Here is a 15618-nt window from a genome sequence, read left to right on the forward strand (position 1 = left end):
TTTAAGAATAAAGAATTTCCTTTGTAATCCTGCTGCGTTTTTTGTCCATACATCACCAACCTGTAAAATGTTTCATCCGGATTTAATCTTTTAATCAAGCTTCATCTCAAAAAGGCATACTGTAGCATTATCATAATGGGCCGGAAGCCCCTCAGTGTTCTTCAGCGTTGAAAGCCCGAGGAATTTGAATCCGCATTTCTCGTAATAACTGATCAGCCCTTTATTTTCTCCAACAGTATCCATCCTGATGAATTTCTTTCTGTTCAGGACTGCATAATCTTTGGCCCAGCGTACGATTCCGGCTACCAGGTTCTGACCGCGAAAATCAGGATCAGTTGCAATCCGGTGGATGTACAGCGCCGGATCTTCATTCTTTTCTTCCCAGATTAGTGGATCGCTGAACGTTGTGGCCCACACACAGGCAATCTTTCCATCTATCTCAATCTTCCACTGGCGGTTTTCAAGGATTTCATCAAGGACCATCCGGCGGTCGAATTCCGGCCAGTGTACGGCAGATTTCGCCTTCTGGAAATCTGTTGCGATGCGGTAGAGTCTGAAGATTTCATCAATATCTTCTGTTGTGCTGTTGTTTATTTCTGTTGTCATGTAAGTGTTTGTGTTTTTTGATTGATCATATGTACTTTTCAAATTCATTGATGTCGTGGTAGCCGAAGACTTCAATTTCCGGATGCAGAGTAATGAGTTTACGGATCTTATCTAAGGTAAGTTTGCGTAAATAGTTGTCATCGGCACGCGCTTCTGCTAATTCATTAACCGGATGGTCTGGATGATCCAGCTCTTCCCGGAGATAATAGGCGTCAGCTGTATAGAGGATCCACTGTCCGTTTGCCTTTATGGCGACTCCGCAATGGCCCAGGGTATGTCCGAACATAGGAATCAGGAATACCTCTGTGTCGATAGCAACAGATACTTTTCTCGCTTCAAAACCGAACCATTGCGTATCTGATGTTCCGTATGTTTTTATGAATGGATTGTGGGATAAAGATGTCTTTAAATAGCGGGGATTTCCGGAGAGATAGTAATCATATTCCTCTTTGCCCACATGTACGGTAGCATTGGGGAAATCTGCCAGCCCGCCGGTATGGTCATTGTCCAGGTGCGAAATGATACAGTCACTTACATCATCAGGATTAAAGCCTAAATGTTCCATCTGCCTGATAGCCGTTTGTTTTTCATCGAACCGGTATCCAACCATTTCAATCAGCTCTTTGCCTATTCTTTCTTCAGCATGTCTTATATCTGCTAGACCAATGCCCGTATCAACCAATACTAACCGGTTACCTTCACGGATCAGCAGGCAGTGCCCGCAGACATTTTCGCGGTAAGGGGATACAATCCTAACGCAATTCAGGTGAAATAATTCTGCCATTATATGTGTAAATAATAATCATAAAAATAACTGTTTTTTTTCAGATATAAAAAGGTATAAGGCTGTTTTTCTGGTGATGACTATTATAATAATGACTGTTTTATATAGTGTATTCTTTAGCCTGGGAAAAAAGTTTAAAAAACACTATTAAGAATGATTCAAAATAAGGAGTTATGCCTTCTGAAGTGACAAATAACAGGTTTTTTTATCCCTTCATTGATTAATCATCCTTATTTTTGCATGTCAAGTAAAAAGTACATGAAAAAACTTCAGGATATTCTAATTTCTACCAGGACAATGGCGGTATTGTTGCTGGTGTATGCATTTGCGATGGCCTATGCAACATTCCTAGAAAACGACTATGGAACGCCTACGGCAAAGGCCCTTATTTACGAAGCGAAATGGTTCGAACTGATCATGGTTCTGCTGATTCTCAACTTTGTGGGCAACATCGCAAGATACAGACTGTGGAAAAGGGAGAAATGGCCGGTACTGGTGTTTCACCTTGCCTTTATTCTTATTTTCATCGGGGGTGCCATTACAAGGTACATCAGCTTTGAAGGAACCATGCACATCCGTGAAGGCGAAACTTCCAATGAAATCGTTACTGACAAAAATTTCTTTAAAATCAAGATCGAAGAAAACGGCGAAGCACTGGATTACAAGGATATTCCTTACCTGATGTCCCCGCTGCACAAAGATTTCAATGCAGTCTATGAATACCACGGAAAGAAAATTAAAATAGCAGCCAAAGAATACATCCAGCGTAAAAAAGACAGCCTGGTTGCAGATCCCAACGGTTCAGAATACCTGCAGCTGGTTTCTACAGGGCAGACAGGAAGACAGAATATTTACATCAAGCCGGGCGAAGCGAAATCCATCAACGGGACATTAGTCACTTTTAACAGGGCTATTGACGGTGCCGTAGAATTCCGCAATGATAACGGAAAACTATACATCAAAACTCCTGTGGACGCCAGTTATATGACCATGGCAACACAGGCCACCGGCAACACAAAGAAGGATGAATTCCAACCGTTGGCACTGAGGAGCCTCTACAGTATCAACGAGCTAAAACTCGTAGTTCCGGAAGGACTGAAAAAAGGCAGACTCATGGCTTATGAAGGAGACCGTAAAAAAGATATGAGTGTTCCGGATATGCTTACCATCGAAATACAGGGACCTAAAACCAAGCAGCTGGTAGACCTTTCCGTAGAAAAAGGCAATCCCAATGCTTATAAGCAGGTTGCTATAGACGGTATGAACATTATGGTGGGATTCGGACCTAAAATCTATAATACCCCTTTTGCCCTGAAGCTGGATGACTTCATTATGGAAACCTATCCGGGAAGTTCTTCACCCAGCGCTTACGAAAGCCATGTAGAGATTATTGATGAAGGTAAACAGACTCCTTATAAAATTTATATGAACCACGTCTTAAACCATAAAGGCTACCGTTTTTTCCAGTCAAGCTTCGATCAGGACAGAATGGGAACTGTGCTTTCGGTTAACCATGATTTCTGGGGAACACTTATTTCATATATCGGATATGCATTTTTATTCATCGGAATGTTTGTGATCTTCTTCTGGAAAGGCACGCATTTCTGGAAGCTGAATAAGATACTTTCTGATGTCAATAAGAAAAAAACAGCATTAGTGGTCCTTCTTTTGTTAAGCTTCGGACTGAACGCACAGAAAATTGAAACCCACGGCACCACAGACGGCAGCCGTGAGCACATCCATGTGGAGGGGGAAGAGCACAACCATGCAGCCTCACCGGATATCGCCCCGAAACAGAATTCCCTGGCAGCCCCTCTTACTAAAATGAGGTCTATTTCACCTGATGAAATCATTGCGAGAAACAGGATCAGTAAAGAGCATGCGGACAAATTCGGGTATCTTCTGGTACAGAATTATGAAGGAAGAATTGTCCCGATCAATACCGAAGCCCTGGATGTTTTAAGAAAGCTGTATAAAAAAGATGAATTCAAAGGAACGGACGGGAAATACCTTACCGCCAATCAATGGTTCCTTTCAGTTAATACCGATACTCCTAGCTGGACCATGGTTCCGGTGATCAAAGTGGGTTCCAAAGGCGGTGATGAATTAAAAAATAAAACCAAAGCCAACGATGATGGCTATACGTCGCTAATGAATCTTTTCCCGGCCGATGCCAACGGAAACATGACCTATATCCTGGAACATGACTACAATACTGCATTCCGTAAAAAGCCGGCTGAGCAGACGAATTATGATAAAGAAGTAATTGCCGTAAATGAAAGGGTTCAGATCTTCAATGAATTTTTCAGCGGACAGTTCATGAGGATTGTACCGGTAAAAAATGATGCGAACCATACCTGGCACTCCTGGCTGGACCAGAAATTTGAACCGGATATGGAATCCCAGAAAGTAATGGGGCCGTATTTCGCAGAGGTACTGGCTGCAGAGCAGACCGGAAACTGGAGCAAAGCAGACAAAGAACTGGAGAAACTTTCAGAGTACCAGCAGAAATGGGGCAAAAGCGTAGTGCCTTCCAAATCAAAAGTAGATCTGGAAGTCTTTATGAATACATTGAATATCAACTTCAAACTTCTGATATTTTATACATTAATCGGTGGTCTGTTGCTGATCATCGGTTTCGTTGAACTCTTCAAACCTAACAAGGTCTTAAACAAGATCATTAAGGTAATTATTGCTTTGGGAATCGTAGGATATGCCTGCCACTTCCTTGGCCTGGTAGCCAGATGGTATATTTCCGGGCACGCTCCATGGAGTAACGGTTATGAAGCCATTATTTTCATCTCCTGGGTGGGGATTACTGCCGGATTGCTGTTGTACAGAAATTCCAATGCCTTGATTCCGGCAGCCGGATTTATGGTAGCGGTTATTATGATGGGATTTGCGCACGGAGGTTCAGCACTGGATCCGCAGATCACACCGCTGGTACCTGTCCTGAAATCGTACTGGCTGATTGTTCACGTAGCGATCATCACCTCAAGTTACGGCTTCTTCGCACTCTCTATGATTATTGCTGTTATCAGTCTGGTATTTTATATTATATCCAATAAGCAGACTTACAGCCTACATCATGATACCACTTTAAAAGAGCTGGCGATTGTTTCTGAGATGTCCCTGACGATCGGTTTGTTTGCATTAACCGTAGGAAACTTCCTGGGAGGGATCTGGGCCAATGAATCCTGGGGAAGGTACTGGAGCTGGGATCCTAAAGAAACCTGGGCATTCATTTCCATCATGGTCTATGCCTTCGTACTTCACATGAGGCTGGTTCCGGGATTAAGAAGCAGGTGGGCATTCCATGTAGCAACTATGTTTGCATTCTGCTCCATGGTTATGACGTACTTCGGGGTGAACTATTATTTAAGCGGGCTTCACTCCTATGCTGCGGGTGATCCTGTTCCGGTTCCGGCATGGGTATATATAGGCCTGGCTACGATGACTCTTCTATCTGCCGCATCTTATTTTAAATTTAAGGTGCTGACCAAAAAATAAGATACAATCAATCGATAAACATACAATCCCGGAAAATAAATTTTCCGGGATTTTTATTGTGTTGGATAGTACTTACTTCTCAACGGCCAAATAATTTCATAACTCATAACCTTTAACTTTTAATTAAAAAAGTTTGCGTATCAAAAAAATACTTATCTTTATGATATCAAAATAATATCATTTTAAAAATTACATGTATGGAAAAATCATTAAAGCCTATGTCAGGATACCTTGCTCTGGTAATATGCCTGATTCTGTTTACTGTTTCATTGTACCTCTTTATCCTGGGGACTGATGGCAGTATTACCTCTGTTATTATCGGTTTCCTGTGTTTTTTCCTGTCCTGTTTTTTCCTAAAAGGACTCATGATCATTCAGCCTAATCATTCCAGGATCCTGAACTTTTTTGGAAAATATGTCGGGACTGTAAAGGAAAACGGACTTTTCTTTATCAACCCTCTGTATTCATCACAGAAAATGAGCCTGCGTTCTGAAAATATGCAGGGGCAGACGTTAAAAGTGAATGACAAAATGGGAAACCCTATTGAAATTGCAGCCGTTATTGTGTGGAAAGTAGGGAACACCTATAAAGCAGCCTATGAAGTGGAACGTTATACCGATTATGTGAAAATGCAGAGTGAAGCAGCCGTGAGACATCTGGCAGTAAGCTTTCCTTATGATAACCTGGAGGACGAGCATGCTAATATCACACTTAGGGATGGCGGCGATCAGGTAAATAAAATCCTGGAACAGGAACTTACAGACCGCTTGGCGCCGGCTGGCATCATTATTCAGGAAGCACGGATTACCCATCTCGCTTATGCTTCCGAAATTGCAGGTGCAATGCTCCAGAGACAGCAGGCTACCGCTATCGTGGCCGCACGGACCAAAATTGTGGAGGGTGCTGTAGGAATGGTTGACCTTGCACTGAAAAAGCTTTCCGAAGAAAATATCGTTGAGCTGGATGATGAACGCAAAGCAGCGATGGTCAGCAACCTGATGGTAGTGCTCTGCGGTGAAAAAGCGGCAACACCCATCCTGAATGCCGGAACATTATACAATTAATACCCCATTATTATTACGCTAAGATTGTCCAATGAAGTCTGATTCTCCTAAAAAAACGCCCGGAAATAAAGATAAAAAATTCTTTGTGATCAGGATTGATGAATCCACGTACAAGCTTCTGGAAAAATGGGCGGGTGATGAGTTCAGGAGCGTCAACGGACAGATAGAATACCTGCTGAATCAGAGCCTCCTCCAGTCCGGAAGGAAAAAGAAAGACTAAGATCGACGCCGGTCATACAGATGAGAAATCTGTTGCCTGATACAAAATTCCCTTCAGCGATCATACTCTGAAGGGATTTTACTTTTATGTATTGCGTCTAAAAACAGTAAAAGCAGGTTTTCCCTGCTTTTACTTAACTATATCAATATATTTAATCAAAAATGGTGGTAAAGTAATTACTGATCACCGTCCAGAAATTTTTTCCCAGAAAATAGATGAGCGTGGAGGTGATGATCCCCTTCACGGTAAAAAAAATGATGCCCCCAATCCCGAAACGCTTTACCCACTGTTTCCATTTGGAGCTTTTCTCTTCTGCAGGCTCATTCAGAGGCTGTTGCTTTTCCATTGCTGAAATTTCGAATGATTACCATACAAAGATAAGTATGTTTATAATTAGTCCAAATAAAAAATATGTTAAAAAAATTAAATTTTGAGGTTCGCATAATATTTTTAACTTTAAGGGCAAACGAAAAGTAATAGTGTATGTCTAAAAAAATCAAAGATTTCGGAATCGAAAAAACACTCAGGAATTTAGGGATAAAAGATGAAAACAAAGGGACATCCGTAGGTGGAGAATATTTTGCTTCCGGGAAGATGATAGAGAGTTTTTCTCCGGTAGACGGTGAGTTGATCTCGAAAGTGGAAACCTCTGCTGAAAGTGATTACAGCCGGGTGGTTGAGACTGCTCAGAACGCATTTAAGGAATTCAGGTTAATCCCGGCTCCTAAAAGGGGAGAACTGGTACGCCAGCTGGGACAGAAATTAAGACAGTATAAAGACGACCTCGGAAAACTTGTCTCCTATGAAATGGGAAAATCCCTTCAGGAAGGGCTTGGAGAGGTTCAGGAAATGATAGACATCTGCGATTTTGCAGTAGGGCTTTCCAGACAGCTGCATGGTTTCACGATGCATTCGGAAAGACCGGGACACAGGATGTATGAACAGTACCATCCGCTGGGCATTGTAGGGATTATTACCGCATTCAACTTCCCGGTGGCTGTGTGGTCCTGGAATACGGCACTGGCCTGGATCTGCGGGAATGTAACCATCTGGAAACCGTCTGAAAAAACACCGTTGTGCGCCATCGCCTGCCAGAACATCATGATTGAAGTGCTAAGGGAAAATAATCTTCCGGAGGGTATTTCCAGTGTACTGGTGGCAGACCATGAAATCGGTCAGAAGCTGGTGGATGATAAAAGAGTTTCCCTGATTTCTTTTACCGGATCTACAAGAGTAGGAAGGATGGTTTCTTCCAAAGTGGCTGAAAGGTTCGGAAAATCAATCCTTGAACTGGGCGGTAACAATGCCATCATCATTTCCAAAGATGCCGATCTTGATATGTCAATCATCGGTGCTGTATTCGGTGCTGTAGGAACGGCAGGCCAGCGATGTACCAGCACAAGAAGGCTGATCATCCACGAAAGTGTTTATGACGAAGTGAAGAACAGGCTGGTAAAAGCATATGGCCAGCTGAAAATAGGCAATCCTCTGGATGAGAATAACCATGTTGGACCACTGATTGACCGTGATGCTGTAGATCAATACCAGAAGTCTATTGAAAAATGTAAGCAGGAAGGCGGAAACTTCGTTGTAGAGGGTGCCGTTCTGGAAGGAGAAGAGTATGCATCGGGCTGTTATGTGAAACCATGTATTGCCGAAGTGGAAAATTCATACGAAATTGTGCAGCATGAGACATTTGCTCCGATCCTGTACCTGATTAAATACAGCACGCTGGAAGAAGCGATTGCCATCCAGAATGATGTTCCTCAGGGATTATCTTCAGCAATCATGACCCAGAACCTCAGAGAGGCTGAACTTTTTCTTTCCCATGCCGGTTCCGACTGTGGAATTGCCAACGTCAATATCGGTACATCCGGTGCTGAAATCGGAGGCGCATTTGGGGGCGAGAAAGAAACAGGTGGCGGAAGGGAATCCGGATCGGATGTCTGGAAATATTATATGAGAAGGCAGACCAACACCATCAACTACACTGCTCAGCTTCCTTTGGCCCAGGGAATCAAATTTGATTTATAAACTTCTAAACATAAACCGCTGCGGAAGGTAAAATGATCTGCTGCGGTATTCCGGACTTCTGAATTTTTAATCATTTAAAATCACAAAAAATGCAACAAATCATTGATATACATCCTAATAAAGTAAAAGAAACCGTAGGAAAACACGTACTGGCAGATGGCTTCGATTTTGTAATGGATATTGAAAAATCCCACGGATCGTGGCTGTTTGATAAGCTTACCGGCCGTGAGTATCTGGACATGTTTTCCATGTTTGCCTCTGCTTCCATAGGATACAATCATCCTTACCTGATGGAAAAATCGGAATGGCTGGGAAAAATGGCCATCAATAAACCTACACTGGCCGATGTGTATTCAGAAGAATATGCAACGTTCCTGGAAGTTTTTGAGCGGGTAGCTATCCCTGAAGAGCTGCAGTATACGTTCTTCATTGAAGGCGGAACCATGGCTGTGGAAAATGCGATGAAAGCATGCTTCGACTGGAAAACCCGTAAGAATTTTGCCAAGGGTCTTCAGACAGAAGCCGGAATATGCATCCATTTCAGGCAGGCCTTCCATGGAAGGAGCGGATATACCTTAAGCCTTACAAACACGGCTGATCCTAGAAAATACCAATACTTTCCGATGTTTGACTGGCCAAGGATCCTCAATCCGAAGCTCAGCTTCCCGATTACGGAAGAAAACCTGGAGGAAACCATCAAAAATGAAAGAATGGCACTGCTTCATATTGAAGAAGCTATCCTTTCCAACCCGGATAAAGTAGCCTGTGTGATCATTGAGCCGATCCAGGCTGAAGGAGGGGACAATCATTTCAGGAATGAATTTTTTACTGAGCTCAGGAAGCTGTGCGATGACAATGAGATCCTGCTGATTTTTGATGAAGTGCAGACAGGAATTGGAATTACTGGCAAGATGTGGGCATTTGAACATTTCACGGCCAAACCGGACATCATTTCTTTCGGAAAGAAAACCCAGGTATGCGGAATCCTGGCTAACCGTGAAAAATTTGATGAAGTTCCGGATAACGTCTTCAGGGAAAGTTCCAGGATTAATTCTACATTCGGCGGAAATTTTATTGATATGCTCAGATTCCAGCTTGTAATGGAGGTTATTGAGAAGGAAAACCTTATTGACAATGCCCGGACAGTGGGTGAATACCTTCTGGAAAAGTTACAGGAACTGGCCCGTAAACATCCCGAGACCATTTCTAATGCACGCGGAAGAGGGCTGATGTGTGCCATAGACCTGCCCACCCATGAGCAGAGAAACCTTCTTAGAGATGAACTTTTTAAGGATGGGATGATCATTTTAGGATGTGGGGAACAGTCGCTCCGCTTCAGGCCGCACCTGAATGTTTCCCCTGCGGAAATTGATCTTGCCATTGATAAAATTGAACGCAATTTGAACAAAATTTAAAACCCTGATTTGTCATTTTAAAAATAAAATTGTATTTTTAGATACTCAAAAAGGAAAGAAACATGGAAAGAAGTACAAGAGTATCAGTTTTTGAAAGCGATAAGCCGGCAGAAATCCAGCTTATAAAATCGAAATTGGACGATGCAAAAATCAAAAACAGTGTTGAAAACAATTACCTAACTTTCACTACAACCCCTACCGCTACATCATTGAAATTATTGGTAGCCCTCGAAGATGAGAAAAAGGCATTTGATGTCATTGACGCTTATCTTCAGCAAAATGTAAATCATTAAAAACAATTTCATAATTTTAAATTTTACTACTTCGAACCGAAAATTAATCTAGTTAATTTTCGGTTTTTAATGTTTCCTCACGTAGTACATTATGATAGATCAGAATGGCAATCTAAGGCATAATCATTCTTCGTTCAGATTAGCATCATGTTAATAGTCTGTCAGAATATAAAAACCAGGAAACACTTCTAAAAAACATTATAACATTATGATGCATCCGGAAATCAGATTGAGACAGGCGCAGGAAGAAGATAAACATATCATTTGGGATATTTTGCAGCAGGCCATTGCCAGGCGTAAAAAAGATGGCAGCAGTCAGTGGCAACAGGGCTATCCGAATCTGGGTACCGTAGAAACTGATATTGCCAACGGATTCGGATATGTATTGACAGTAGATGGTGTTGTCGCTGTATATACCGCGCTCATCCTGAATGATGAACCGGCATACAGCACTATTGATGGCGCATGGCTCAGTGAGGGAGAATTTGTGGTAGTGCACAGGGTAGGTGTTGACGAGCGCTTTGCAGGACAGGGAATGGTAAAAAAACTTTTTGATCATATTGAAGATTTTACCAGGTCTCATAAGATCCAGAGCATTAAGGTTGATACTAATTTCGATAATGTCCCGATGCTGAAAATACTGGAAAGCAAAGGCTATTCTTACTGTGGAGAAGTCTGTCTTGCCGGCGGTATACGCAAGGCTTATGAGAAATTGATTACTTAACAGCCGCAAGGTTAAAGCACAATGCAATTGAATTTATAAAACACCATCTATTCATAAACTCTATTATCTTTGTTCGTTTTGTTCCGAACTAATTTATATTTTTGATGAAATTTTATAAATGGATAAAAGGATAGAAATTGATCAGAAGATTTTCCAGGATGCTGTGAAATTCTACGGGACAGTTTTTAATATACCCCCCTTGGCTTCAAAGATTTACGCATACCTTCTTTTTGATTTTGATAAGGAAGGTGTAACTTTTGATGAGTTTGTCGACATATTATCTGCAAGCAAGAGTTCTGTTTCCACTAACATCTCACTGTTGCTGAATGCTGAACTTATCATAGATCATAATAAAATGGATGAGAGGAAACGATATTTTTTCATCAATGATCAGTATAAAAAGATCAGGTTTGAAAAAATCGTCAAAAAGATGCATGATGAGCTGGAATTATTTGATGAACTTGACAGATTCAAAGAAAATCAGGGCTATCCCAAGCGGTGTGACGAAAAAATAGAAGAATACAAAAAACTTCTCAATAAAAATATAAAAAATATTCAGGAATCTCTTAATAAACTATAAAATGAATAACAAGTTACTCATACTTTCTGTTGCAGCCCTGTCGTTGACGGCTTGTAAGAAAGAAGCACCGAAACAGGATGGGCCGAAACCTTATCCTGTTGTTTCTGTAGAGACTAAAAACATTGTGGGTTACCAGACTTTCCCAGCTACCATCCAGGGAAGGATCAATAATGATGTAAGGGCAAAAATACAGGGGTATATTACTCAGGTGCTGGTAGATGAAGGGCAATATGTGACTAAGGGGCAGCCTTTGTTCCGCCTGGAAACCAATATACTCAATGAGAATGCTGCTGCAGCAAAAGCAGGGATTGGTGCTGCTCAGTCCAATATAGCTGCCGCTCAGGCTGCTGTAAATGCTTCCCAGGTGGAAGTAAATAAGCTGAAGCCGCTTGTTGCTAAAAATATCATCAGCAATGTACAGCTGCAGACGGCACAGGCTAACTTATCCCGTGCACAGGCAGAACTGCAACAGGCTGTTGCGGCAAAGCAGCAGGCTACCGCTACATACAAAGGGGTTGAAGCCAATATTGAATATTCCATTATCCGGGCCCCTATTTCAGGGGTTGTAGGAAAACTTCCGCTTAAAGTAGGAAGCCTGGTAGGACCTTCTGATCAGACTCCGATCACTACCATTTCAGATACATCAGGAATCTTCGCTTATTTCTCCATGAATGAAAAGGAGTACTTTGATTTTCTTGAGAAAGCGCCGGGTGCAAGCATGAAAGAAAAAATTAAAAACCTGCCGATGGTTGAACTGCAGTTGGCGAATGGAAGCCTCTATCCTGAAAAGGGAAGGATTGAAGCCATTACCGGGCAGATAGACCCAACTACCGGAACAATCCAGTTCAGGGTAGCCTTTACCAATGCACAAAAGCTGCTGAGTAACGGAAACAGCGGAACGATACGCTTCCCTGAACGTTACGATAACGTCCTGGTCATCCCGGAAAGTGCTACGTATGAGCAGCAGGGAATCGTTTACGCTTATAAAGTGGATAAAGGAGATACTGCCAGAAATGTTGTTGTAAACGTCATTGAGAGGATAGACAATCTTGCCCTGATCCGGTCAGGACTTAATAAAGGCGAAACGGTAGTGGCTTCCGGTATCGGCTCACTGAAGCCGGGAACGGCCATTAAAAAGCAGCCTGTGAAGATGGATAGCCTTGTTCAATCAATTAAACCGAAATTTTAAGATGATTAAGAATTTTATCAACAGACCGGTCTTATCTACCGTAATATCCATCCTCATTGTGATACTCGGTATTTTGGGACTAGTCTCGCTGCCGGTTACGCAGTATCCGGATATTGCACCGCCTACCGTAAGTGTAACGGCAAACTATACCGGAGCTAACGCGGAAACGGTGATGAAGAGTGTAGTAGTACCCCTGGAAGAACAGATCAATGGTGTGGAAGGGATGGATTATATTACTTCTTCTGCCGGAAACGACGGATCTGCCAACATTCAGATTTTCTTTAAACAGGGAATTGATCCGGATATTGCAGCTGTAAACGTACAAAACCGGGTAGCCAGGGCAACCCCTTTGCTGCCGAGTGAGGTAACGCGTTCCGGGGTGGTAACCCAGAAACAGCAGACGAGTGCCCTGATGTACATGTCTTTTTATTCTGAGAACAAAGACCTGGATGATGTTTATCTCCAGAACTTTCTGAATATTAATGTAATCCCTAGTCTTAAAAGGATTAACGGGGTAGGAGATGCCAACGTTTTCGGGGGTAAAAATTATTCCATGAGGGTCTGGCTTGATCCTGCGAAAATGGCTGCCTACGGAGTAACGCCTACCGACGTAACCAATGCCATCAATGAGCAGAGCCGGGAAGCAGCAGCAGGTTCTATAGGACAGAACAGCGGAAGCTCTTTTGAATATATCATTAAGTATGTAGGGAAATTCAACGAAAAGGAACAGTATGACAATATCATCATCAAATCTTTGAGTGACGGGCAGAACCTGATGCTGAAAGATGTAGCGAAGGTAGAACTGGCAGGCCTTTCATACTCCGGGATCGGAGAAAACGGAAATTATCCTTCCATCAGTATGGGGATCTTCCAGACTCCTGGATCCAATGCCCAGGAGATCATCAAAAACATCAAAACTTATCTGAAGTCTGCGGAAAGTACATTTCCACAGGGAATTAAATATACCTATAACTTCGATACAAACGAATTCCTTGAAGCGTCTATTGAAAAAGTGGTGCATACCCTGATCGAGGCATTTATCCTCGTATTTATTGTAGTATTCATTTTCCTTCAGGATTTCAGATCTACCTTGATTCCGGCGATTGCCGTTCCGGTATCCATTGTAGGGGCATTCTTTTTCCTGAATCTCTTCGGGTATTCCCTGAACCTATTGACGCTGTTTGCGTTGGTTCTTGCAATTGGTATTGTGGTGGATGATGCGATTGTCGTCGTCGAGGCGGTCCATGCCAAAATGGAGCACGGAATCCCCGATGCCAAAAAAGCAACGGTGGAGGCCATGAATGAAATTACAGGAGCTATCATCTCAATCACCCTGGTAATGGCATCTGTATTTATTCCGGTGACATTCATTACAGGGCCTACCGGTGTATTTTACCAACAGTTCGGGGTTACATTGATTGTAGCGATTGTTATTTCTGCTGTGAATGCTTTGACGCTGAGCCCGGTATTGTGTTCTCTTTTCCTGAAACCGAATGAACACCATCATGCAGAATATAAAGAACTCAATTTCCTTCAGAAGTTCTTCTATAAGTTCAATCTTGCATTCAGAACAACGACCGAACGTTATGGTAGAGGATTTGTTTTCCTCCTGAGACATAAATGGGTAACCCTGATTATATTTGCCATCACGGGAGGAATTCTGTACTGGGCAGCATCTACCATGAAGAAGGGATTTGTACCTACAGAAGACCGTGGAATCATCTTTACCGATGTTCAGCTTCCTCCGGGAGCCTCTATGGAAAGGACTTATAATGCATTGAAGACCCTTCAGAAAAATGCCTTACAGATTCCGGGTGTACAGAATGTTACGATTTCTACCGGAAGAGGGTTTTTATCCGGAAACGGAAGCAACAACGGTCTTGCCTTTATTAAGCTGAAACCTTTTGAAGACCGTAAAAAAGACGGACTGAATTCTGAAGATATTACCAAAAAGCTTTTCGGCATTTCCGGAAAAGTGCCGGATGCGAAAATCGTATTCTTCCAGCCGCCAAGTGTACCCGGATTCGGGAGCAGTGCCGGTTTCGAGATGGTGCTTCTGGATAAATCGGGAGGTGAATATACTGACCTGGACAATAAAACCAATGAGTTTATCGGGAAACTGATGCAGAGGCCCGAAATTGAATTTGCCCAGACTTCCTTTAATACCAAATATCCTCAATACCAGATGGAGATCAATGTTCCTTTGGCGAAACAGCTTGGCGTATCCGTGAGTGATATCTTAAGTACCATGCAGGGATATATCGGAGGGATCTACAGTGCCGACTTCACCAAATACGGAAAGCAGTTCAGGGTAATGATACAAGCGCTTCCCGAAAACAGGAAGAGCATTGACAACCTTAATGAATTGTACGTGAGGACAGGATCAGGAGTCATGTCACCAATCTCCCAGTTCGTAACCCTTACCAAAGCTTATGGACCGCAGTCGGTGAGCCGCTATAATCTGTTTACATCAGTAAAAATTACCGGAGCCAACTCAGCCGGTTACAGTTCCGGAGATGCCATTGCTGCGGTACAGCAGGTAGCCAGTGAATCGCTTAACCAGAATTATGGGGTAGAGTTCACCGGTTTATCAAGGGAAGAATTGGCATCAGGTTCCCAGACCGTTCTGATTTTTGCTTTAAGTCTGATCTTCGTCTATTTTATCCTTTCTGCACAGTATGAAAGTTACATCCTTCCGCTGGTTGTTGTGATTTCACTTCCGCTGGGGGTAATGGGAGCGTATTTCGGACAGAAGATCATGGGACTTGAAAACAATATCTATTTCCAGATCGCCCTCATCATGCTGGTAGGGTTATTGGCTAAAAATGCCATCCTGATTGTGGAATTTGCCATCCAGAGAAGGCACCATGGTGAAAGCATCGTTATGGCCGCTATCAATGCAGCGAAGGCAAGGCTTAGACCGATCCTGATGACTTCATTTGCTTTTATCTTCGGATTATTGCCGCTGGTACTGGCAAGCGGAATCGGAGCCGTAGGAAACAGGTCTATTGCCACGGGAGCAGCGATCGGGTTGCTGATCGGAACAGTCTTAGGACTATTTGTGATCCCTGTGCTCTTTGTGATCTTCCAGACCCTGCAGGAAAAGGTAAAACCTATCAAAAAAGAAGAGATCAGTTTAGCAGAATAAAAATTAACTCGGAAACTGCAAGCTGAAATTAAGGCTGCAGTTTCCGGTTTC

The 15618-nt window shown here is 42.7% G+C and carries 13 protein-coding genes; 10 read left to right on the forward strand and 3 right to left on the reverse strand.

Annotation, left to right across the window (positions count from 1 at the left end):
• Window positions 1–90: 90 nt before the first annotated feature.
• Together QE404_RS06300 and QE404_RS06305 are read right to left on the reverse strand one after the other, a co-directional pair.
• Complete coding sequence (locus QE404_RS06300; protein WP_307448067.1) at window positions 91–606, reverse strand: GNAT family N-acetyltransferase; 516 nt, start codon at window positions 604–606, stop codon at window positions 91–93.
• A 25-nt stretch (window positions 607–631) separates the two neighbouring features.
• Entirely contained in the window at window positions 632–1390 is a 759-nt protein-coding gene (locus QE404_RS06305) for an MBL fold metallo-hydrolase (protein WP_307448069.1), read from the reverse strand.
• Window positions 1391–1648: 258 nt separating this feature from the next.
• Here QE404_RS06305 and ccsA point away from each other — a divergent pair, with 258 nt between their 5' ends.
• The 3 genes from ccsA to QE404_RS06320 all read left to right on the forward strand — a co-directional run bounded on the left by ccsA (window position 1649) and on the right by QE404_RS06320 (window position 6184).
• A complete protein-coding gene (ccsA, locus tag QE404_RS06310) occupies window positions 1649–4900 on the forward strand; it encodes a cytochrome c biogenesis protein CcsA (RefSeq protein ID WP_307448071.1) in 3252 nt (1083 codons plus the stop codon).
• Window positions 4901–5097: 197 nt separating this feature from the next.
• Window positions 5098–5964, forward strand: a complete 867-nt coding sequence (locus QE404_RS06315) for an SPFH domain-containing protein (RefSeq protein WP_307448073.1) — start codon at window positions 5098–5100, stop codon at window positions 5962–5964.
• A 31-nt stretch (window positions 5965–5995) separates the two neighbouring features.
• Window positions 5996–6184 (forward strand): Arc family DNA binding domain-containing protein, encoded by a 189-nt coding sequence (locus QE404_RS06320; protein WP_307448075.1) that lies wholly within the window; start codon window positions 5996–5998, stop codon window positions 6182–6184.
• A gap of 151 nt (window positions 6185–6335) precedes the next feature.
• On the opposite strand, the gene QE404_RS06325 is transcribed toward QE404_RS06320, so the two are convergent.
• Window positions 6336–6530 carry a hypothetical protein gene (locus QE404_RS06325; protein ID WP_307448078.1) on the reverse strand — a complete coding sequence of 65 codons (195 nt, stop codon included), beginning with the start codon at window positions 6528–6530 and terminating at the stop codon, window positions 6336–6338.
• 137 nt (window positions 6531–6667) lie between these two features.
• On the opposite strand from QE404_RS06325, the gene amaB reads away from it, so the two are divergent.
• The 7 genes from amaB to QE404_RS06360 all read left to right on the forward strand — a co-directional run bounded on the left by amaB (window position 6668) and on the right by QE404_RS06360 (window position 15567).
• The gene (gene amaB, locus QE404_RS06330) at window positions 6668–8218 is read left to right on the forward strand and encodes an L-piperidine-6-carboxylate dehydrogenase (RefSeq protein WP_307448080.1); all 1551 of its coding nucleotides are present in this window, start codon (window positions 6668–6670) and stop codon (window positions 8216–8218) included.
• An 89-nt stretch (window positions 8219–8307) separates the two neighbouring features.
• Entirely contained in the window at window positions 8308–9633 is a 1326-nt protein-coding gene (gene lat / locus QE404_RS06335; protein ID WP_307448082.1) for an L-lysine 6-transaminase, read from the forward strand.
• A 62-nt stretch (window positions 9634–9695) separates the two neighbouring features.
• Window positions 9696–9926, forward strand: coding sequence for a DUF2007 domain-containing protein (locus tag QE404_RS06340; RefSeq protein WP_307448084.1), 231 nt, complete (start codon window positions 9696–9698; stop codon window positions 9924–9926).
• Between the two features lie 211 nt (window positions 9927–10137).
• Complete coding sequence (locus QE404_RS06345; protein ID WP_371935240.1) at window positions 10138–10650, forward strand: GNAT family N-acetyltransferase; 513 nt, start codon at window positions 10138–10140, stop codon at window positions 10648–10650.
• A 118-nt stretch (window positions 10651–10768) separates the two neighbouring features.
• Window positions 10769–11230, forward strand: coding sequence for a GbsR/MarR family transcriptional regulator (locus tag QE404_RS06350; RefSeq protein WP_307448090.1), 462 nt, complete (start codon window positions 10769–10771; stop codon window positions 11228–11230).
• A 1-nt stretch (window position 11231) separates the two neighbouring features.
• Entirely contained in the window at window positions 11232–12419 is a 1188-nt protein-coding gene (locus QE404_RS06355) for an efflux RND transporter periplasmic adaptor subunit (RefSeq protein ID WP_307448093.1), read from the forward strand.
• 1 nt (window position 12420) lies between these two features.
• Window positions 12421–15567: an efflux RND transporter permease subunit gene (locus QE404_RS06360; protein WP_307448098.1), complete on the forward strand. Its 3147-nt coding sequence runs from the start codon at window positions 12421–12423 to the stop codon at window positions 15565–15567.
• Window positions 15568–15618: the final 51 nt, after the last annotated feature.

Source organism: Chryseobacterium camelliae (assembly GCF_030818575.1).
In the GTDB taxonomy this organism is placed as follows: Bacteria; Bacteroidota; Bacteroidia; order Flavobacteriales; family Weeksellaceae; genus Chryseobacterium; species Chryseobacterium camelliae_A.